Genomic DNA, 20,152 nt, shown 5'->3' on the forward strand with positions numbered 1-20,152 from the left:
GCTGAGCCGGCCGACCGCCACGAACCGCTCCGGGTGGTATTCGAACGACCTACGGGCGGGTCAGCGGCCCGCTGGCCCGTCCGCCGGGCCGTAGAGGCTGTCGAGGTGGGTGTCCAGCGCGGCCAGCGCCCGCTCCGCGCTGTACTGGCCGCCGAGCAGGTAGAGGCCCAGCCCCTCCATCAGGGCCAGCACCCCGGCCGCCGCGTCCCGCCGGGACGCCGGCAGGAGACCGGCGACGAAGTCCACCAGTTGCCCGGTCTCCTCGCGGGTGCCGGCGTTGGCCTCCGGACGTACCGCGGTGTAGGCCAGGAAGGCGAGCGCGACCCGCCCGTCGGCGCGCGACTCCTCGGTCAACGGCAGCAGCGCGGTGATCATGGCCCGGAGCAGTTGCCGGGGTGGCGGATCCTCGCCCAGCCGGCTGACCGCGTCGGTGATCCGGGCCTGGCTGCGGTCCCGGACAACGCCCATGGCGAAGGCCATCATCTCGTCCTTGGTGCGGAAGTAGTGCTGCACCAGGCCGGGCGAGACGCCGGCCTCGGTGGCCACGTGGCGCAGGCTCACCGCCTCCAGTCCCTGCCGGGCGGCGACCCGCATCAACGCGTCGGCGATGAGCGTGCGCCGCTCGTGACGGTCGACCCTCTTCGGCATGGCGTCATGCTGTCACGACGCGATCGGACCGGTGACCGGCCGTCGGCGCGGCGCCGGAGTCCTCGATGGTCACCGTCCCGGCCGCGGCGTCCACCGTTACCAGTTGCCCGGTGCGGATCCGGCGGGTGGCGTCGGGCACGCAGATCACGGCGGGGATGCCGTACTCGCGGGCCACGGTCGGGCCGTGGGCCATCACCGCGCCGGTCTCGGTGACCAGCGCGGCGGCGGTGAGGAACAGCGGCGTCCAGCCGGGGTCGGTGGTCGGCGCGACCAGGACCTCGCCGGGTTCGAGGCGCGCGGTGGCGGGGTCGTGGACCACCCGGGCCGGTCCGGTGACCCGGCCGGCGGCGGCTCCCACGCCGCGCAGCGCGCCGTCCGGGGCGGGCCGGACGGGCAGGACGGCCTCGACGTCGGTGCCGTCGGAGAGCACCGCCACCGGAACCCTCCGCCGGCGCAGTTCCCGCCGGTGCACCGCCTGCCGGGCGGCCACCGTCGCGCGGTGGTCGGCCCCGTCGTGCACGGCCGCGTGTGTCTCATCCAGGGTCAGGAACATGATGTCGCCCGGCTGCCCCAGCAGCCCGCGCCCGGCCAGGTCGGCGCCGATCAGCAGCAGTTGCCGGCGCATCTCGCGCAGCCGGTAGAGGCCGGCGAACTTGCCGGCCTCGCGCAGGCCGGCCAGCGACCGCGCCCGGCGCAGCAGGAACCCGGCGAGCCGGCCACGGACGGGCCGGCGGCGGCGGGCCCGCGCGAGCAGGTCCGCCAGGGTCGCCTCGGCGATCGCCGCGGCGCGGGCGTAGCGCCGGTCGGGCGCGTGCTCGGCGTCGGTGACCCGTAGATAGTTGGCGAGCATGGCGAAGACCGGCGTGGGGTCCTCGTCCCACCGGGGCACGCCGAGGTCCACCTCGGCGACCGCGCGGTGGCCGTAGCGGTCCAGGAAGTCCGCCAGCCCGACGTCGGGCAGCGTCCCTCGCCGGTAGCGGGCGGCTAGTTCCGCCGGCGGCGTGCTGAGCAGCAGGTCGCGGTGGTCACCGGCGCGTTGGCTCAGCCGCCACAGCGCCAGGTCCATGTCGAGGGTGACGTTGTGCGGCATGCCGGCGAGCACGGTGTTGATCTCGTCGCGGCTGGCCACCCCGTCGAGCAGGGTGGGCGGCAGCGCCGCGGCGAGCATGCCGGCGACGATCGGCCAGACGATGTCGTCGGCGCCGGCCGAGGGGTCCTGGGCCCGGACGAACTCCAGCCGCTCGGCGGCGGTGTCCAGCCCGGCGGGCGCGGCCGAGCGGAGCCTGAGCTGCTCGACCTCCCGGAACAGCCGTTCCCGGGCGGCGTCCGGCCGGGCCAACGCGCGGGTGACCCCAGCGACGGCGCGCAGGCCGGTCCGCAGGGCCGGGCCGGAACGGGTCCGGCGGGCGGCGGTGCCCGGCTGCGGGGCGAACCGCGGGTCGGCGAGCAGGTGCTCCACCACCGCCTGCGCGCGCGGGCCGAAGTCCACCGCCATCAGCTTGACCAGCCGCTTGCGGGTGGTCCGGTCGCGGACCAGGTCGGTGAGGTCGCCGTAGAGGCGTCCGCCGATGTCGGTGACCTCGACGGTCAGCCCGAACGCGGCCAGCATCCCGGCGACCAGCGTCTTCAGGCTGGACATGCCCATCGGGGTGGCCGGCTGGAGCATGCCCTGGACGTGGCCGAACTCCAGGTAGACGCGAGGGGCGGGCTTGCCGGTGTCCGGCGGGAGCGGGAACAGCGTGGTGATCGGGCGGGATTGCAGCAGCCAGAGCACGCCGTCATGGTCGTACGCCCACTCGACGTCCTGCGGGGCGCCGAAGTGCTGCTGGAGCCGGCGGCAGGTCGCGCGCAGCTCGGTCAGCTGCGCGGCGGTCAGCGGTCCCCCGGCGGCGGGCGGCGCGTCGTCGAGGACGTACCGGTCGACCTCGGTGGCGCCGTCCACGACGGCGGTGCCGAGCCCCGGGGCGGCCTCCACCACCGTCTCGGTGCGGCAGCCGGTGAGCGGGTTGGCGGTGAACAGCACCCCGGCGGCGGCCGGATCGACCATCCGCTGCACGACGACGGCCATCCGCACCGACCCGTGGTCGATCTGGTGGGCGTCGCGGTAGGCGACGGCGCGCGGGTGGTGCAGCGAGTCCCAGCAGGCGCGGATCGCGGCCAGCAGGTCGGGCAGCCCGGTGACGCCGAGCCGGGTGTCCTGCTGGCCGGCGAAGCTGGCCTCCGGCAGGTCCTCCGCGGTGGCGCTGGAGCGCACCGCGACCGGCCCGCCGCCAAGCAGCTCGTACGCCCGCGTGACCTCGGCCTCGGGGACGGCGCCCCGGTCGTGGGCGGCGGTGGTGACGCAGAAGCCGGCGGGCACGCGCTCACCAGCGCGGATCAGCTCGCCGAGCCCGGCCGCCTTGCCACCGACCAGGTCGATCATCTCGCCGGTCACCTCGGGGAGCGGGATCACCCACATGCCAACACCTCTTTACGATGCAGTTGCATTGCGAACGAACCTACCCGTTTCACGATGCGACTGCAATGCGAAACCGACGTCCGCACCGGGCCCCCGCCGCGCCGTCGGCCCGGCTGGCAGGATGGCCGGGTGGATCTCGACTCCGGCGCCGGCCTGCTGCACCGGCTGACCTCGTACCTGCCGAGCCGCGAGTGGAACGTCCCGGCGGACGACCCGAGGGTGCGCCAGGATCTCGTCCCGAACGATCCCGCGACCCTGCCGCCGCCGATGAAGGGCTACCCGGACGGGCTTCCCGTCGTGGCGCTGCCGCGGGACCTGCCCGACCCCGGCGTACCCGCGACGGCCGTTCTCGCCGGCGTCGCCGGCCCGCCGCGGCCCCTCGACGCGGCGCAGCTCGGGCGGGTGCTCTTCCTCGGCGCCGGGGTGGTGCGCACCGCCCGGCGCGACGGCCGGCCGATCTTCTACCGGGCCGCCGGGTCGGCGGGCGCCCGCTTCCCGCTGGAGGTGTACGCGAGCACCCGTGGCGTCGCCGGGGTTCCGGACGGCGTGCACTGGTACGACCCGGCCCGGCACGCGCTGGTCCAGGTCGCCCCCGCCGCCGCCGGGGCGGTGACCACGCTCGTCGTGACCGGCGTGCCGTGGCGGACCGGATGGCGCTACGCCGAGCGGGGCTGGCGGCACCTCTACTGGGACGCCGGCACGCTGCTGTCCCAGCTGTCGGCGGCCGCCACCAGCGCCGGCCTCCCCGCCCGGCTGCGGTCCCGCTTCCCGGACGCCGCGGTCACGACGCTCGTCGGCGCGGACGGGGTGCACGAGTACCCGCTCGCCCTGCTCTCCCTCGGCGACGGCGAGCCGGCGATCGGACCCGCCGGCCCGGCCACCCCGGGCGACCTGCCGCCGGTCGAGCTGCCCCTCTGCACCGCCGCGCAACGCGCGGGCGACCGCGCCGACCTCGGACAGCCGTGGCCGCAGGCGGACCCGCTGCCGGACTTCCCGCCGTCCGACCCGCTGGACGAGGTGGTACGCCGGCGTGGCTCGCAGCGACGGATGGACCGCTCCCGCACGCTGCCCCGCGCTGCGCTGGAATGGCCGCTGGCCGCGGCCCTGCGCGGGGTTCCGGTGCCGCACTGGGTCACCGTGCACGGCGTCGACGACGTGGCGCCCGGGCTGTACCGGTGGCCCGACCTGTCCCGCCCGGTGCGCGCCGGCGACCTGCGTGACGAGCTGCTGCGGATCTGCCTGGACCAGTCGCTCGCCGGCGACGCGGCGTACGTGGTCATCGCGGCCACGCCGCTGGCGACGCTGGACGACCGTGGCTACCGGGACGCCCAACTCGCCGCCGGGCTGGTCGAGGGCCGGCTGCACCTGGCCGCGTACGCCCTGGGCGCGGGGGCGTCCGGGATGACCTTCATCGACTCGGAGGTACCCGGCCTGCTGGCCGAGCCGGACGAGGTCGCGGCCCTGCTCTTCACCTGCGTCGGCGTCCCCGAGTACCGCTCCCGCGCCGGCGGCCGGCCGGGCGCCCCGGTGGAGATCCGCCCGGTCGTGCCCCGCCTGGGCGGCGCCTGACCACCCGCGGGCACCGCGTCGCGGCGGCGATCGAGTGTCGGGGGTTGTCGCTACCGTCACGCCCATGGTGACCGTCGCCGACGTCCGCGCGCTGGCCCGGACGCTGCCCCGCACCACCGAACACGTGATCCGCGACCGGATCAAGTTCCGGGTGGGCGCGATCGTCTACGTGGCCTTCTCCCGCGACGAGCGGACGATGGGCTTCGGCTATCCGAAGGAGCAGCGGGACGGCCTCGTCGCCGCCGAGCCGGAGGTGTTCTTCCTGCCCGGCGCGGCCGATCTGCGGTTCAACTGGGTGTGCTGCCACCTGGAACGGCTCGACCACGACCAGATGACCGAGCTGGTGACCGAGGCGTGGCGGATGGTGGTGCCGAAGTTCCTGGCCCGGCAGCGGCTCGGCGACTGAGCACGGGCGGACGGGCGTCCGAGCGGGGCCCGTTTGCCGCCGGTCGGCGCGGGTAGCCACGGTCTCCGGCACGGGAAGGACGGCGCATGGCTGAGCTGAAGTTCTTCGACAAGGTGGCCGCGCGGGCGAACGTCCCGCCGGAGACGGCGCGCTCCCTCACCGAGGCCACCCTGCGCACGCTCACCGAGCGGATCAGCGGTGGCGAGGCGGCGGACCTGGCCGACCATGTGGCGGCCGAGCTGCGTCCGCTGCTCATCAAGGGCACCGAGGATCCGGAGCCGTTCGGGCACGACGAGTTCCTGCGGCGGGTGGCGGAGCGGGCCGACGTGGCGCCCGACGTCGCCGAGGCCGGCGTGCGGGCCGTCCTGCAGACGCTGCACCGGGTCGTCGGGCACGCCGAGTTCGAGGAGGCGCTGGCGCAACTGCCGGCCGATCTGCGGGCCCTGGCCCAACCGGTGCCCCGCACCCCCTGACCGGCGCTGCCCCCGGACGACCGGCGCCCCGCGCCGTGACCGCCGCACGCCGCGCCACCGCGCCACGGGTCAGTGCCTGCGCGGATGCGGCGGTGTGGCCGACTCGGGCACCAGCGGCTCGCGTATGGCCCGGCGCACCTGGCGGGTGCTGATCGCCTCGGCCAGCGCGAAGGCGGTCAGCGTGGCGGCGAGGACGGCCAGCCCGGCCAGCCGGGACACTCGGGTGCACACCGGCGTCAGCGCGATCAGCGTGAGGATCGCGACCACCCGCAGCGGGCGGAGCCGCTGCGTGATGCGCCACCAGAAGAGCTTGTCGCCGAGCAGGAAGAGGATCACCCCGCCGTACAGGGTGAGCAGGGGCATGTCCCAGCCGACCGGTCCGTGGAACCGCTCGACCTCCGCCACCGTCTTGCGCAGCCCGAGCGCGACCAGCACGATTCCGGTGATCATCACCAGGTGCGCGTAGGTGTACGCCTCGAGCGCCAGCCGGCTGCGCTGCCCGTCGCTCAGGCTCTGCACGCGGCGCTGCCCCATGGTGGCGTCGACGTCGAAGTACGCCCACCACAGCGCCGCGATCAGCACCAGTCCGAGCACCGTGGCGAGGATCATCATCGTGGAGACCGCCCGGTTGGTGACCGACAGGCCGGTCGAGACGATCGCCCCGCCCAGCGCGACGAGGATGATCAGCCCGAACCGGTCGGCCCAGTGTTCCGCCGAGCGGACCAGCCAGTGCCGGGCGTTCAGCAGATAGCCGCTGCCGAAGTCGATCACGATGGCGACCACCCAGAGCGTCGTGCGGACGGGCTGGAACGCCTCCGGGTCGGCGGACGCCGGCGGCACCGCGGCAGCGGCGTAGAGCAGCGCGAGCACCACGGCGGCCGGCACCGCCAGCCGCACCAGCTGACCCCGGAAGACCCGGTCGTGCCGGGTGATCATCCAGAAGGCGCCGAGGTTCAGCGCCCGCAAGACGCCGTACGCGGTCACGAAGACCACCGGTCCGGACAGCCCGCCGGGCACGTCGGCGAAGACCACCGGCACGGTGATGGCGATGACCAGGATGCTCGCCGCGGCCCCGAGCAGCATCATCCGGGCGACCGCGTTCTCCGCCCGGAACGCGCTGCCCAACCAGGCGTAGCAGGACCACGACCACCAGAGCAGCGCCAGCACCACCACCCCCTCGAACAGCCCGCGCGCGTTGGGAACCGCGGTCATCAGTTCGGTCACCTGGATGAAGGCGAAGACGTAGACCAGGTCGAGGAAGAGTTCCTTCGGGGTGACGCCGCTGAACCGCTCGGTGACCGGTTCGATCGCCCCGTGCAGCGCCCGGTGCCGGACCCGGAAGACGGTGCGGTCCAGCAGCACCAGGCTCACCACGGCCGCGGCCAGCAGCCCCAGACCGAACACCACCGGCAGGTGCGCCGCCACCGGGGCCAGCACGAGCACCAGCACGACGCCGGTGATCGGCCCGCGGCCGAGCAGGCCCATCGCCCGGCGCTCGAACGCGATCAGGCCGACCAGGTACAGCGCCACCCCGCCGTACAGGGCGAACAGGCCCAGCCCGGACTCGTGCTGCACCGACTCGAACGCGAGGCCGTTGAAGGTGTGCTTGAGCCCGAGGGAGAGCAGGATCAGTCCGGCGATCATCGGCAGGTGCAGGAAGGTGTACGCGTCCCGGGCGAGCAGCGCCCGGGCGGGGCCCGACGCGCGCTCCAGCGCGTCCTCCGCGCCGAACCGGGCGATGTCGAAGTACGTCCACCAGAGCACGCCCACCAGCAGCATGCTGAGCACCGCGCCGCCCACCACCCCCCAACTGACCGGGGTGGCCGTGCCGACGCCCTGCCCCATGCCGGCCGAGATGATGACCTCACCGAACGCCACCAGAATGATCAGGTGGAACCGCTCCGTCCAGTGCTTGACCGAGGAGATCGACCACCGGGTCAGGCGCATCGCCATCGCCCCGCCATGGTCGATCAGGAGGGCCATCAGCAGCAACCCGAACCGGGCCCACTCCCCCGACTCGCTGCCCTCCCCGAGTGGCTGGGGCAGCAGCGCGGCGGCCAGCAGCACCGGCGCGCCGGCGAGCAGGGGCAGCCACAGCCGCAGGTGCCCGCGCCGTTCGGCGGGATCCGACCAGGCGACCGTGGTCAGGACCAGCAGCGTGCCCACCCGGATAACCAGATAGCAGACCACCAGGACCAACGGCCCGGGCAGGCCGCCCGGCTTGTCGGCGTACGCCTCCGGAAGGTCCGCCCCCATCACCAGGACGACCGCCGCCAGGCCGAACATGACCACCGGCATGACGCCCCGGTCCACCCGCACCGCGTTGCCCAGCCAGGCGTACGAGATCCAGCAGGTCCAGATGAGGACCAGCAGCAACCCGGCGTGCAGCAGGTTCACCACGGTCAGGTCCGCGGCGGCCATGGCCGTCACGGTGATGAACGCGAAGACGAAGATCAGGTCGAGGAAGAGTTCCAGCCGGCTGACCGCGCTGGACTCCCCCACCAGCTGGATCCGGCCGGCCGCCACCTTCGGCCCCTTGTCCGTCACCCCCTCACTCTGCCAAGGGCCGCCGGGGCGGACAGCCGATCCGGGAACCGGGTGCCCGGCTCGGCGCCGGCCCACCGGCGCGCCAAGCGACGGCGTGGGCACCAGGTCTCCTGTACCGGTCGGTAGCGAGCCGGTCGCGGGTGACCCGTCCGGGTCGGGCCGTCGTCAACGCTTTACGGGACGCGTATCTTTGCGGGTAGGTTTCCACCAGCCGACCAGGGTTCTCGTGATGCTCAAGAGCCGGATGACGCGGGACGACGGACGCGCTCCAGAGGAGATCCGTCGGCGCAACCTCGGTGCCATGCTCCGCCACGTGCACCTGCACGGCCCGCTGTCCCGCGCCGCGCTCGGTACGCGTACCGGATTGAACCGCAGCACGATCATGGCGCTCACCGCGGACCTGGCGGCGGCGGGCCTGGTCCGGGAGTCCGGATTGTCGTCGACCGGCCGGGCGGGCCGGCCGTCGGTGGTGGTCCGGCCGGAGTCCGAGCGGGTCCACGTGCTCGCCTTCGACGTGGCGGTGGACCGGTTGGCCGCGGCGCGGGTGGGGCTGGGTGGCACGATCATCGACCGACGCGATGCCGTCCGGTCCCGGGCCGGTGCCGACCTGGACGTCGTCGTCGGTGTGCTGGCCGAGCTCGGCCGCGAGTTGCGGGACGGCGCACCGCCGGACTCAGTCTGCGTCGGCGTCGGGGCGTCCTACTGCGGAATGATCCGGCCCTCGGACGGGATGGTCCGGTTCGGACCGGACATGGGCTGGGTGGACCAGGCCTTCGGCGCCGAACTCGGCCGCCGGCTCGGCCTCGACCTGCCCGTGCTGGTCGGTAACGAGGCCCACCTGGGCGCCATGGCGGAGCACCAGCGCGGGGCCGGGGTCGGCGTACGCAACCTGATCTACCTGCACGGGGACGTCGGCGTCGGCGGCGGCATCATCGTCGACGGCGAACTCCTCGACGGCGACGCCGGGTACGGCGCCGAACTCGGGCACATGATGGTGAACCCGTACGACGGGCGGCCCTGCGGGTGCGGCTCGCGCGGCTGCCTGGAGGCCGAGGTCGGCGAGCGTGCCCTGCTCGACGCGGCCGACCGGCCGGCGGGGTTGATCGGTCGCGAGGCGGTACGGGCCGTGGTGGACGCCGCCGACCACGGCGACCCGGCGGCGCGGGACGCGCTGCGGCGGATCGGCGACTGGCTGGGCATCGGCGTGGCGAACCTGATCAACCTGTTCAACCCCGGCCTGGTGGTCTTCGGCGGCATGCTGCGCGACGTGTACCGCGGGTCGGCCGCCCAGGTCCGCGCGCGGATCGCGGAGAACGTGCTGCCGGTCTCCCGGGAGCGGGTGCGGCTCTCCGTCTCGGCCCTGGGCGACGACGCGACGCTGGTCGGCGCGGCGGAGCTGGCCTTCGCCGCGCTGCTGGCCGATCCGCTGGCCGGGGCCCGGCCCGGCTCCTCCCCGGCCGCCGCACCGACGGCGACCCGAGCTGCCGGCTAGGCGGCCAGGCAGCGGCGCGACGCTCTCGGGACCAGCCGGATCCCGCCGTCACCCACCTCGGCCTCGCCGACGGCGGAAGGTGGATCGGCCTGTGCCGGGTCGACCCCCTTCGGCGGCACATCGACGGTCCCGGCGTCGTCCCGGGTTACCGCCACCCACGGCACTACGCCCGCCTGCTCGCCGCGGCCCGCGCCCTGCTCGGCCCCGGGCCGGCGGAGCTGGAGTCGTGGGGCGACGAGCCCGGCGTGCTGGCCGGTTACCGGCAGGCCGGCTTCGTCGACGTCGAGCGGGTCGACGGCTGGGAGCTGGTGCTACCGGCGAGCCGGTCGGCCGCCGCCGACCAGGGCCCGGACGTCTGACCCTGCGCGTCGCTCGCCGTCCCCGACGGGTTCCGGCCAGACCGCGTCGACGGGCAGCCGGGGCGCGAGCCGGAGCACGGTCAGGCTGGCCACCGCGACGATGCCGGCCGCGGCCAGCCAGAGCAGTTGCGGGTTGGCGCTGACCAGGCCGGTGACGCCGGCTGGCGCGAGGATCGCCGAGACCGCCCAGGTGAGCTGGTAGACCGCGAGGTAGCGGCCCCGGTGCGACGGCGGTGCCGCGCCGGCACCGAGCGAGGCCGACGGTGCGGTGTGCAGCAGTTCCCCGAGGGTGAACAGCAGCGTCGCGGCCAGCAGCCCGACCGTCACGGCGACCCCGGCGGGCAGCACGGCGGTGAACGCGAAGGCCCCGAACGCGGCGATGAAGACCACGCCCGCGAAGGCCATGGCATGGGTCCGGCGCACGGTGCGCTGCCACCGCAGCACCGCCAGTTGACCGGCGCCGACGAGGACGGCGTTGACGGTGAACAGCACGCCCAGCAGGCCGGCCGGCGCGTCCAGCACCATCGCGGCGTAGACGGGCACGGCGAGCGGAAAGATCTGGTGGGCGACGGTGAACGCCAGCTCGGCCAGGACCAGCCGCCGGTACGGCCGGTCGGTGAGAACGCGGCGGTACCCGGCGAACATGCCGAGCAGGCTCGGCGGGTCGGCGCGTGGCGGGTCGGCGCGGCGGCCCCGTCCCGTGCGCCGTGCGGTGCCGGCGAGCAGCGCCGCCGCGATCAGGAAGCTCGCCGCGTTTCCGACGGCGATCAGGTGGTAGCCGGATGTTTCCGCGAACTCCACCGCCGCCGCGGTGAACAGCCCGCCGAGCCCGAAGCCGACGTTGCGCGCGGTGCGGACCAGCGCGTAGAGCCGGTCCCGGGCGGCCCCCTCCGCCAGGTCCGCGACGTACGCGCTGTTGGCGGCGTAGTAGCTCCGGTCGCCGACGGCGACCAGTGCCGCGACGGCGACGAACGCGGTGAAGCCGTCGACCAGCGGATAGCAGGCGAATCCCACCGCCCGCGCGAGGTAGCTGGCGATGACGACGTGCCGTGCCCCGAACCGGTCGGCGAGCACGCCCGCCACCGGGTTAGCGGCCACGCCGGCGATCGCCGCGAGGGTGAGGCCGAGGCCGATGCTGGTCACCGGCAACCGGGTCACCTGGTGGAAGAAGAGCACCGTGAGCGGCAGGTAGAGCCCCGAGCCCAGGGCGTCGACGAAGAGCCCGGCCAGATATCCGCTGCCGGCGGTGGAACGGAGGCTTGGAGCCGGGGCGGGTTGTCCAGTGGTGGTCACCCGCTGATCATGGAACCTGAACCGGACTTCAGCTCAACCCTCCGGGCGGGTGGTGTCGCCCAGCTCGCCGGGCCACCCGCCGGTGGGACGGCGCTGGGCGGCGGTTGTTGCCGCCGGTGCTCAACCGGCACGAGTGCGCGTCGACCGGCTCCAGCACCCGGAGGTGGGGGTGATCACCGCGGCGGCCTCGGCCAGCCGTCAGGAGCGGCCCGGCGCTCCGTCGGCGGTCAGCACGATGCGACGGGTGGCGCGGCCGTCGGCCTGCCGCGTCCAGGCCTCGGCCGCCTCGGCGAGCGGGGTGCTGGTGTAGTCGAGGACCAGTCGACCCGCGGCGGCGTGGTCGGCGACCATCCGCAGTGCCCCTGCCTTCTGCTCGCTGGTCAGCTCGTTGTTGGTGTAGCCGAGGATCCGCAGCGACCGGCTGCGCAGGGTCGCCGAGTCGAACGGGGCCTGTTCCCCCGCCGAGCTGCCCAGGTTGACCAGCCGGCCGTGGGCGGTGAGGGTGCGCAGCGCCGCGGCGGCCGGCACCCCGAACAGCGGGTCGAGCACGACGTCCACCGGCCCGTCGCACGCCTCGGCGAGCCGCGCCGCGAGCGACGCCACGTCGTCGTCCTCGCCGAGCGCGACCACGGCGTCCGCGCCCAGCCGGCGGGCCCGTTCCTGGGCGGCGGCGGAGCGGCAGGCGGCGACGACGCGGCGGGCGCCGTGCAGCCGCGCCACCTGCAGGGCGACCTGCCCGACCACGCCGCCGGCGCCGAGCACCAGCACCTGTTCGCCCGGGCGCAGCTCACCGCGCCAGGTCAGCGCCATCCAGGCGGCGACCGCCGAGAGGCCGAGGGCGGCGACGAGCGGGTGGTCGACGTCGTCGGGCAGCGGCACCACGTCGGCCGCCGGGACGACGCAGTAGTCGGCCATGCTGCCGTCGCCGGGGCGCATCCCGGCGGTGGTGGAGAACCAGACCGGGGTGCCGTCGTCCAGCCGGCCCACCCCCTGCACGCCGGGCACGTACGGCACGGCCGGCGCCCCGAAGTACGAGGTGCCGGTCCCGCACAGCACGTCGAGCGGGGTGATGGGGGCGGCGGCGACCGCCACCCGCAGCTGCCCGTCGGCGGGCCGGGGCGGTTCCCGGCGTACCACGACGGGCGGTCGGCCGCACTCGGTGATGACCGCGGCGCGCATCAGGTGGTGATGTCCGGGTAGGGCAGCGAGAAGTGCGCGAGCCGCCGCGCGTACTCCTTCTGGAAGCCCAGCGGATCGGCGTGGTCGCGTTCGAACATGGCGATGAACAGCGTCAGCGTCAGGAACGGGTGCGCGCCCAGGGCGAACAGCCGCACGTAGTCGTGCCCGGTGAGCGCCGCGCGTTCCTCGTCGGTGAAGCGCAGCCAGGTGCTGGCCTCGGGGACGTGGCAGTTGAGGATCTGGTTGGCCCGCTCGGCCTCCCACCAGGTCACCGTGCCGCGCGGGTCGTCGCGGTAGCGCTCCACCAGCTCGGGGTCGCGGTCGACGGTGTAGAGGAACTTGTTCAGCAGGTACTTGCTCATGCCGCCGGCGCTCCCTTCGGGTACCAGGTGAAGTAGGCCTCCATGGTGTGGAACAGGTCGAGGGTGTCCACGTAGTCGGCCTTCGCGCCCTCGCCCGCGACGCCCATCATCAGCATGAAGTCCATGAAGCCGTGGGTGGCGTTGCCGGGGGCGTGCAGGCTGTCCAGGGTGACCTCGGACAGGCAGCCCTCCAGGTCGCCGCTGGCGATCCACTCCACCGCCCTGCGGTCGAACTCCGGGTCCGGGCCGTGCTCGCCGAACTGGCGTGGCCCGCCCAGTTCCAGTGACAGGTGCCCGGTGCCGATGACCGCGACCCGCTGGTCGCTCGGCCAGGACTCGATCAGCTCCCGGATGGTCCTGCCCAGCTGCACGAAGCGCTTCGGCTGCGGCAGCGGCGGGGCGAAGATGTTGGTGTACACCGGCACGATCGGCAGGTCGGCCTCCGGCCGCAGGGTGATGATCGGGCAGGTGATGCTGTGGTCGATCCGCAGCTCGTTGCTGAACGCCAGGTCGAAGCCGGCGTCCAGGCCCTCCCGCAGCAGGTAGCCGGACAGCTCCTCCTGGCCCTTGAGCAGCATCCGGGGCAGGCCGAACTCGCGTTCCTCGTTGTACCAGTTCGCGTCGTAGAACGGCGCCTTGCCGATGAGGAACTGCGGCATGTTGTCCAGCCAGAGCTGGTGGAAGTGGTCGGAGCCGACCATGACGAGCACGTCCGGGTTGGCCCGGGTCAGCGTCTCGCGGAAGGCGGTGATCTTGCGTACCCACTCGTCCGCGAAGGCCGGCCGGTCCTCGCCCTGCGCGGTGCTGGCCCGGTAGTAGAAGGGGTGGTGGGTCGAGGCGATGACCGCGGCCAGTTCGGCCATGACGGCTCCTCTCAGGCGGGATCGGGGGTGTAGGTGGCGTTGCGGTCGACGGTCAGGTAGACGTCCATGCCGATCGGGTTGCGGCGTTCCTCGGCCAGGTGCCCGAGCAGGCCGGCGGCGCGGGCCAGCAGCGCGAACCCGCGTAGCAGGTCGACCGGCAGTCCCAGGTCGGCGAGCGCGGCGCCGCAGACCCCGGCGCCGTTGAGCGGGAGGGTACGGCCCAGCACCCGCGGGTGGACCCGGCCGATCGCCTCGAACAGCCGCAGGTGCGGCCCGCGCAGCTTCTCCTCGTCGGCGATGCGGATGAGCACCGGCGTCCGCGGGTCCTGGACCTTGTGCACCGGGTGGCCCAGGCCGGGCACGAACCGGCGCTCGGCGCGCGCCGCGCCGACCGCGGTCAGGGCCAGGATGTCCCAACCGGCGTCGTCGGTGGGCAGCGGCCCGTCCACCCCGGCCAGGGTGTCGGCGAGGAAGCGCCCGCAGTCCTCGGTGACGCCCAGGAAGCGGGAGCCGCCGCCGAGCAGCCCGGCGGCCAGTGCCCCCTGCAGGGATTCCGGGGCGCTGAGGTACGTCAGCCGGGCGGCGATGGCGGTCGGGGTGAAGCCGTGGTCGGCCAGCGCGACCAGCACCGCCTCGAAGACCCGTACCTCGGACGGGGTGGGGCGGCGCCGCGCGACGAGCCAGAACGCGAGCTCGCCGAAGCCGACCTGCCCCATCAGGTCGGCGGCGAGATCCTGGCCGAGCAGGCGGATGCTGTCCGCGTCGGAGGTGCCGATCGACGTCGGGAAGGTGGTCACTGGTCCTCCTGCTCCTCGGACAGCCACTTGCGGATCTCGGCGCCGTGTTCGTCGAGGCCCGGCGGCGGTAGCTGGTAGCGCGGCGGGGTCGCCGAGAAGGTGATCGGGTTGCGCACGCTCGGCACGGCGCGGTCGCCGTCGCCGACGTCGACCACCGGCTCCAAACCGAGTTCGGCGGCGAGCGCCACGCCGCCGTCGATCGTGTTGATCGGGGCGCACGGCACCCCGGCGGCGATCAGCGCCCGGAACCAGTCGTCCTTCGAGCGGGTGCGCAGCCGGTCGACCAGCAGCGGGCGCAACTGTTCGCGGTTGGCGGTGCGGTCCTGGTTGCGCCCGAATCGCGGATCGTCGACCAGTTCGGGGACGCCGAGCACCCCGCACAGCTTGGCGAACTGGTTGTCGTTGCCGGCGATGACGATGAGTTCGCCGTCGGCGGTGGGCAGCGGCTCGTACGGGAACAGGCTCGGGTGGGCGTTGCCCATCCGGTAGGGCACCACTCCCCCGGCGACGTACGCGCTGCTGTGGTTGACCAGGCCGGACAGCGCCGAGGACAGCAGGTTCACCTCGACGTGCTGCCCGCGGCCGGATGCGCCGCGGTGGTGCAGCGCGGCGAGGATGCCGATGGTGGCGTGCATCCCGGTCATCACGTCGAACACCGAGATGCCGGCCCGGTAGGGCGAGCCGTCCGGGTCGCCGGTCAGGCTCATCAGGCCGGAGATGGCCTGCACCATCAGGTCGTAGCCGGGCAGGGCGGCGCCCGGGCCGGTGCCGAAGCCGCTGATCGAGGCGTAGACGACGCCGGGGTTACCGGCCGCCACCGACGAGTAGTCCAGCTCGAACCGGCGCAGCCCGCCCGGCTTGAAGTTCTCGATGAGCACGTCGGCCCGGGCGGCGAGCCGCTGGGCCACCGCCAGGTCGTCCGGGGCCCGCAGGTCCAGGGCGATCGACCGCTTGTTGCGGTTGATGCCGAGGTAGTACGTCGAGACGTCGTCGCGTACCGGCGGCATCCAGGTGCGGGTGTCGTCGCCGGCCGGGCTCTCCACCTTGACCACCTCGGCGCCGAGGTCGGCGAGGAGCATGGTGGCGTACGGCCCGGCCAGGATGCGCGAGAAGTCGGCGACCAGTAGGCCGGCCAACGGACCGCTCGCTCGGCCCGGGTCCGTGCCGTCGTTCCGCTCCGGCGTTGCCAACATCCACTCCTGACCGTCATGCGGACATCCGTCCGCAGGACTGAGTATCGAAGCCGCGTCGAGTCGCTGTCAACGGGTGTCGGCCGGAAGAACCCGGTAACCGACCGGGTCGTCCGGGAGGCGTACGGATGGTGCACGAACTCCCCGGAGACGTCTTGACACCCACCTGGGCGCGCCACAGACTTGCGCCAACTCAGGGACTGTCCGTTATACGGACTACTGTCCGTCGCCCCGGGAGACGTGGGGAGTTGACTGCAATGAGCGCAAGCGAACCCGGCTCGGCGGGGCCGAGCCCGGAGCCTGGCCGTCCGGTCCTGTTCCGCGACGCACTGGTCCTCACCATGGACGACGCGCACCGGGTGCTGCCCGGCGCCGACGTCCTGGTGGTGGGCGAGCGCATCGCCGAGATCGGCGTCGGGCTGACCGCCCCCGAGGGCGCCGTCGAGATCGACGCGTCCGGCGGCATCCTCATGCCCGGCATGATCGACACGCACCGGCACATGTGGCAGACCGCGATGCGCGGCTACGGCGCGGACTGGACGCTCACCCAGTACTTCGTCTGGTACTACCTGGAGTCCGGCCGGCTCTTCCGGCCCGAGGACGTGTACGCCGGCAACCTGCTCGCCGCCATCGAGGCGATCGACGCCGGGGTCACCACGACGGTGGACTGGTCGCACGGCCTGCAGACCACCCAGCACGCCGACGCCGCGGTGGACGCCCTGCGGGAGGTGCCGGGCCGGTTCGTGCTGGCCTACGGCAACATCCAGCAGGGCCCCTGGGAGTGGGCGACCAGTCCGGAGTTCCGCGACTTCGTCGGCCGCCGCTTCCACAGCCGCGACGACATGCTCGGCTTCCAGATGGCCTTCGACGTCACCGGCGACCCGAACTTCCCGGAGAAGGCAGCGTTCGAGGTCGCCCGGGAGCTCGACATCGCGGTCACCACCCACGCCGGGGTCTGGGGCGCCACCAACGACGACGGCATCCGGCTGATGCACGAGCACGGTTTCATGACCCCGTCCACCGTGTACGTGCACGCCGCCACGTTGACCGCCGACTCGTACCACCGCATCGCCGCCACCGGCGGCTCGGTGTCGGTGTCCACCGAGAGCGAGCAGAGCGCCGGCCAGGGGTATCCGCCCACCTGGCAGCTGTGTCACCACGACATCCCGGTGTCACTGTCGATGGACACCAGCGTCTGGTGGAGCGGCGACCTGTTCTCCGCGATGCGCACCACCCTCGGCGCCGACCGCTCCCGCGAGCACCTGGAGGCGCACACCCGGCAGGACACCGTCACCCACTGCCGGCTCCGCGCCGAGCAGGTGGTGGACTGGGCCACCCGGGGCGGCAGCCGGGCGCTCGGCCTGGACGCCGTGGTGGGCAGCCTGGAGCCGGGCAAGAAGGCCGACCTCGTCCTGATCAAGAACGACCGGTCGCCGGTGATGTTCCCGATCCTCAACCCCTACGGTCACGTCGCGTTCCAGGCCCAACGGGGCGACGTGCACACGGTCGTGGTGAACGGGCGGGTGGTCAAGCACGACCACCGGCTGGTCGGCGTCGACCTCGCCAAGGCCCGGCACAGCGTGGAGCGGACGGTCGACTACCTGATCGGCGAGCTGGGCGAGGAGGCGTGGCTCAAGGGCATGAACCCGGACATCCCGGAGACCAAGATCCAGGAGAACCCCTACACGTACACCGAGTGGGACGCCGGCGCGGCGCGCTGGAAGCACTGACCAGCCGGAGGTGGCCGGCGCCCGAACGCGGGCGGTGACGGCGCGCGGCGGGCCGGGACTTCCTCGAAGCCCCGGCCCGCGCCCCGACGTTCCGGCCCGGACATCCACCGGGCGGCGCCGGGCGTCCGACCGGCCGTCGACCCGGACCGACAGGCGTGGGGGTTCCGGGCGGCGCGGCGGTCCGCCGCCGGCCCACCTCTCAGGACGCGGAGAGCGCCGGGACGCGCGGGATCGCGTCGTAGAGCGCGAAGTCGGCGCTGATGTCGCTCGCGGTCTGCAGCAGCAGCGGCAGGTACACCTCGGCCAGCGTCTCCACCGGGGTCTCGGCGGCGTGCACCGTGACGTTCAGGGCGGCGATCACCTTGCCGGCGCCGTCGCGCAGCGGCGCGGCCACCGAGCGGATGCCGGCGGCGAGTTCCTGGTCGGTCAGTGACCAGCCCTTCGCCCGCACGTCCCGCAGCGTCCGGTCCAGCTCCGCGCGGTCGAACGGCCGGCGGGGCTCCACCCCGGACCGGCTCGGCTCGGCCAGCCGCCGGTCGAGGTCGTCCGGCTCCAACCCGGCCAGCAGCACCTTGCCCAGGGACGTCTGCGGGGCGGGGAAACGGGTGCCGATGCTCACCGCCAGAGCGATGATCTTGGGCACCGCGACCCGGGCGACGTAGACGATGTCGGAGCCGTCCAGCTGGGCGATCGAGGACGACTCGCCCGTGCGGGCGACCAGCCGCTCCATGTGCGGACGGGCCACGTCCCACAGCCCCATCGCCTGCACGTAGGTCAGACCGAGTTCGAGCACCCGGGTGGTCAGCGCGAAGCCGCCGGTGAGCGCACGGACGTACCCCAACGCCTCCAGGGTCAGCAGGATCCGCCGCGCGGTCGGGCGGGCCAGGCCGGTCGCGGCCGCCACCTCGCTCAGCGTCATCACCGGCTTGGGCGGCTGGAACGCCTTGATGACGTCGAACCCGCGGGCGACCGCCTCGATGAAGTTGGGGTCGTCGTCACGACGGGGCATCTGCGGCTCCTGCTGCTCGGCGGACACGGCGGAGGTGCGGCGCGGCGCCCGCCGGAGCGGCCCCGCGTCGCCCTGAGCGTAGCCGGGCGGACCCATGTCCGCATGACGGACCATCGGTCAAATCCGCGTTACCAGACGATCAAAATTCGCCTCTTGACACTGCATCGGCGAGGGCCCATCGTTACGCCAGCGACGGCCCGACCGCTAGACGGACAATCGTCCGTCACGCGTAGGTCGGGAGTCGCCCCCGATGCACCCGGCACCGCACGACCCGGCGTCCGGCAGCCCGCCCCCGCGGGCCGCCGGTCCAGCCGGTCGTCCCGGAGCACCCGCCCACCGGGACCACCGGCCACGCCCACCCGGACCCCCACCGCGGGACGACGCGCAGTCCCCGCGACCCGGAAGGGAAGACATGACTGAGACACTCCAGGAACCGACCGAGCCCCCGGTCGCCCGACCCACCACCACGCCGACCCCGGTCGCGGTCGCCGTCGGCTTCGCGGTGCTCTGCGCCTCGTACATGCTCAACGCGATGGACCGGCAGATCTTCTACCCGCTGCTGCCGGAGATCCGGCAGGAGTTCGGGTTCTCCCTGGAGCAGGGTGGCCTGCTGGCGACCGGCTTCACCCTCGGGCTGGCGCTGGCCGGGCTGCCGGCCGGTTACCTCGTCGACCGGTTGTCCCGTAAGACGATCATCCTGATCAGCGTGCTGGTGTACTCGCTCGGCACGCTGGCGATCCCGCTCGCCGCCGGCTTCGCCGACATGAGCGCGTACCGGCTGGTCTCCGGCATCGGCGAAGGCGTGCAGGCCACCGCGCTCTACGCCGTGATCGGCGCGTTCTTCTTCCACCGCCGCGCCGTCGCCGCCGGCGTCGTCGGGGTCGCCTTCGGCGCCGGCATCTTCCTCGGCCCGCTGCTCGGCACGCGGATCGCCACCGCGTGGGGCGACTGGCGTGGGCCGTTCTTCGTCTTCGCGGCGGCCGGCCTGCTGATGTGCCTGCTCATCGCCGCGACCGTCGACAAGCGGATGACCGAGGCCGTCACCGGCGCCGCCGCTCGGACGGCGGGCAGCTTCGACCACGTCCCGGCGAGCCCGTACAACCGCAACACCCTGGGGCTCGGCGTCGCCTGCGCGGTGTCCGGGCTGGTGTTCTACGGCTTCCTCGGCCTCTACCCCACGTTCCTGCGCGAGGAACTCGGGTTCAGCGCCGGTCAGGCCGCCCTGGCCGTGTCCTGCTCCGGCTTCGGCGCGATGATGGCGCTGCCCGCCGGCTGGCTGGGTGACCGGGTCAGCCAGCGCAACCTGCTCGCCGTCGCCTTCGTCGCCACGTCGGTCGTCGCGTTCTTCACCTACCAGGTGGCGACCTCGGCGCCGGCCCAGTACGCGCTCGCCTTCCTGATGGGCACGTTCGCCAGCGGCTTCCTCTTCACCAACTGCACCACCGCGATGCAGCGCGCGGTGCGTCCCGAACACGTCGGGCGGGGCGCTGGCCTGTTCATGCTCTCCTACTACGTGGCCGCCGCCTTCTCCGGGCTGCTCTTCGCCCGGCTGGTCGCCGGACTCGGCTGGACCGGCGCCGGGCTGTGGCAGCTGACCGTGCTGCCGGCGCTCGGCCTGGTCGGACTCGCCCTGGTCGACCCCGCCAGGATGGTCGTCCCCCGGCGCACCGCTAAGTAGTTCCGCCGGACTGCCCACGGACGCGGCCGTCGTGGTCGTCGCGCCACCCGACGACGACCACGGCTGCTGGGAACGCCTCGGTCGCCTGACGTCGCGTCG

Annotated in this window: 16 protein-coding genes; 6 read left to right on the forward strand and 10 right to left on the reverse strand. The window is 73.8% G+C overall.

Annotated elements, in window-relative coordinates:
• Positions 1–60: 60 nt before the first annotated feature.
• Together DLJ47_RS13450 and DLJ47_RS13455 are read right to left on the reverse strand one after the other, a co-directional pair.
• Positions 61–648: a TetR/AcrR family transcriptional regulator gene (locus tag DLJ47_RS13450; RefSeq protein ID WP_088993305.1), complete on the reverse strand. Its 588-nt coding sequence runs from the start codon at positions 646–648 to the stop codon at positions 61–63.
• 4 nt (positions 649–652) lie between these two features.
• The gene (locus DLJ47_RS13455; protein WP_109900356.1) at positions 653–3,106 is read right to left on the reverse strand and encodes a PEP/pyruvate-binding domain-containing protein; all 2,454 of its coding nucleotides are present in this window, start codon (positions 3,104–3,106) and stop codon (positions 653–655) included.
• Between the two features lie 129 nt (positions 3,107–3,235).
• On the opposite strand from DLJ47_RS13455, the gene DLJ47_RS13460 reads away from it, so the two are divergent.
• From DLJ47_RS13460 to DLJ47_RS13470, 3 genes are all read left to right on the forward strand, one after another.
• Complete coding sequence (locus DLJ47_RS13460) at positions 3,236–4,675, forward strand: nitroreductase family protein (protein WP_233257816.1); 1,440 nt, start codon at positions 3,236–3,238, stop codon at positions 4,673–4,675.
• A 64-nt stretch (positions 4,676–4,739) separates the two neighbouring features.
• Complete coding sequence (locus DLJ47_RS13465) at positions 4,740–5,081, forward strand: MmcQ/YjbR family DNA-binding protein (RefSeq protein WP_109900357.1); 342 nt, start codon at positions 4,740–4,742, stop codon at positions 5,079–5,081.
• Between the two features lie 86 nt (positions 5,082–5,167).
• Entirely contained in the window at positions 5,168–5,554 is a 387-nt protein-coding gene (locus DLJ47_RS13470) for a DUF2267 domain-containing protein (protein WP_109900358.1), read from the forward strand.
• Positions 5,555–5,623: 69 nt separating this feature from the next.
• Here DLJ47_RS13470 and DLJ47_RS13475 read toward each other — a convergent pair whose 3' ends face one another.
• Positions 5,624–8,101 (reverse strand): low temperature requirement protein A, encoded by a 2,478-nt coding sequence (locus DLJ47_RS13475; RefSeq protein ID WP_146228086.1) that lies wholly within the window; start codon positions 8,099–8,101, stop codon positions 5,624–5,626.
• Positions 8,102–8,330: 229 nt separating this feature from the next.
• Between DLJ47_RS13475 and DLJ47_RS13480 the strand changes: the two genes are divergently transcribed.
• Entirely contained in the window at positions 8,331–9,593 is a 1,263-nt protein-coding gene (locus DLJ47_RS13480; protein ID WP_109900360.1) for an ROK family transcriptional regulator, read from the forward strand.
• A 311-nt stretch (positions 9,594–9,904) separates the two neighbouring features.
• Here DLJ47_RS13480 and DLJ47_RS13485 read toward each other — a convergent pair whose 3' ends face one another.
• From DLJ47_RS13485 to DLJ47_RS13510, 6 genes are all read right to left on the reverse strand, one after another.
• A complete protein-coding gene (locus DLJ47_RS13485; RefSeq protein WP_109900361.1) occupies positions 9,905–11,245 on the reverse strand; it encodes an MFS transporter in 1,341 nt (446 codons plus the stop codon).
• A gap of 198 nt (positions 11,246–11,443) precedes the next feature.
• The gene (locus tag DLJ47_RS13490; RefSeq protein ID WP_109900362.1) at positions 11,444–12,424 is read right to left on the reverse strand and encodes a quinone oxidoreductase family protein; all 981 of its coding nucleotides are present in this window, start codon (positions 12,422–12,424) and stop codon (positions 11,444–11,446) included.
• A complete protein-coding gene (locus DLJ47_RS13495) occupies positions 12,424–12,786 on the reverse strand; it encodes a hypothetical protein (RefSeq protein ID WP_109900363.1) in 363 nt (120 codons plus the stop codon). Before DLJ47_RS13495 ends, DLJ47_RS13490 begins: the two co-directional genes overlap by 1 nt.
• Positions 12,783–13,649 (reverse strand): DODA-type extradiol aromatic ring-opening family dioxygenase, encoded by an 867-nt coding sequence (locus DLJ47_RS13500; RefSeq protein WP_109900364.1) that lies wholly within the window; start codon positions 13,647–13,649, stop codon positions 12,783–12,785. Before DLJ47_RS13500 ends, DLJ47_RS13495 begins: the two co-directional genes overlap by 4 nt.
• An 11-nt stretch (positions 13,650–13,660) precedes the next feature.
• Positions 13,661–14,446 (reverse strand): citryl-CoA lyase, encoded by a 786-nt coding sequence (locus DLJ47_RS13505; RefSeq protein ID WP_109900365.1) that lies wholly within the window; start codon positions 14,444–14,446, stop codon positions 13,661–13,663.
• Positions 14,443–15,582: a CaiB/BaiF CoA transferase family protein gene (locus DLJ47_RS13510; protein ID WP_233257817.1), complete on the reverse strand. Its 1,140-nt coding sequence runs from the start codon at positions 15,580–15,582 to the stop codon at positions 14,443–14,445. Before DLJ47_RS13510 ends, DLJ47_RS13505 begins: the two co-directional genes overlap by 4 nt.
• A 311-nt stretch (positions 15,583–15,893) precedes the next feature.
• On the opposite strand from DLJ47_RS13510, the gene DLJ47_RS13515 reads away from it, so the two are divergent.
• A complete protein-coding gene (locus DLJ47_RS13515) occupies positions 15,894–17,366 on the forward strand; it encodes an amidohydrolase family protein (protein WP_109900367.1) in 1,473 nt (490 codons plus the stop codon).
• 199 nt (positions 17,367–17,565) lie between these two features.
• On the opposite strand, the gene DLJ47_RS13520 is transcribed toward DLJ47_RS13515, so the two are convergent.
• Positions 17,566–18,375, reverse strand: a complete 810-nt coding sequence (locus DLJ47_RS13520; RefSeq protein WP_109900495.1) for an IclR family transcriptional regulator domain-containing protein — start codon at positions 18,373–18,375, stop codon at positions 17,566–17,568.
• Positions 18,376–18,787: 412 nt separating this feature from the next.
• Between DLJ47_RS13520 and DLJ47_RS13525 the strand changes: the two genes are divergently transcribed.
• Entirely contained in the window at positions 18,788–20,053 is a 1,266-nt protein-coding gene (locus DLJ47_RS13525) for an MFS transporter (protein ID WP_109900368.1), read from the forward strand.
• Positions 20,054–20,152: the final 99 nt, after the last annotated feature.

Source organism: Micromonospora sp. S4605 (genome assembly GCF_003176715.1).
Taxonomy (GTDB): domain Bacteria; phylum Actinomycetota; class Actinomycetes; order Mycobacteriales; family Micromonosporaceae; genus Micromonospora; species Micromonospora echinaurantiaca.

Excerpts from the sequence above, each read along its gene's own strand:
- DLJ47_RS13455 (WP_109900356.1), bottom strand. The coding sequence starts at position 3,106 with ATGTGGGTGATCCCGCTCCCCGAGGTGACCGGCGAGATGATCGACCTG.
- DLJ47_RS13520 (WP_109900495.1), bottom strand. The coding sequence starts at position 18,375 with ATGCCCCGTCGTGACGACGACCCCAACTTCATCGAGGCGGTCGCCCGC.
- DLJ47_RS13450 (WP_088993305.1), bottom strand. The coding sequence starts at position 648 with ATGCCGAAGAGGGTCGACCGTCACGAGCGGCGCACGCTCATCGCCGAC.
- DLJ47_RS13495 (WP_109900363.1), bottom strand. The coding sequence starts at position 12,786 with ATGAGCAAGTACCTGCTGAACAAGTTCCTCTACACCGTCGACCGCGAC.
- DLJ47_RS13480 (WP_109900360.1), top strand. The coding sequence starts at position 8,331 with ATGCTCAAGAGCCGGATGACGCGGGACGACGGACGCGCTCCAGAGGAG.
- DLJ47_RS13500 (WP_109900364.1), bottom strand. The coding sequence starts at position 13,649 with ATGGCCGAACTGGCCGCGGTCATCGCCTCGACCCACCACCCCTTCTAC.
- DLJ47_RS13490 (WP_109900362.1), bottom strand. The coding sequence starts at position 12,424 with ATGCGCGCCGCGGTCATCACCGAGTGCGGCCGACCGCCCGTCGTGGTA.
- DLJ47_RS13515 (WP_109900367.1), top strand. The coding sequence starts at position 15,894 with ATGAGCGCAAGCGAACCCGGCTCGGCGGGGCCGAGCCCGGAGCCTGGC.
- DLJ47_RS13470 (WP_109900358.1), top strand. The coding sequence starts at position 5,168 with ATGGCTGAGCTGAAGTTCTTCGACAAGGTGGCCGCGCGGGCGAACGTC.
- DLJ47_RS13525 (WP_109900368.1), top strand. The coding sequence starts at position 18,788 with ATGACTGAGACACTCCAGGAACCGACCGAGCCCCCGGTCGCCCGACCC.
- DLJ47_RS13465 (WP_109900357.1), top strand. The coding sequence starts at position 4,740 with ATGGTGACCGTCGCCGACGTCCGCGCGCTGGCCCGGACGCTGCCCCGC.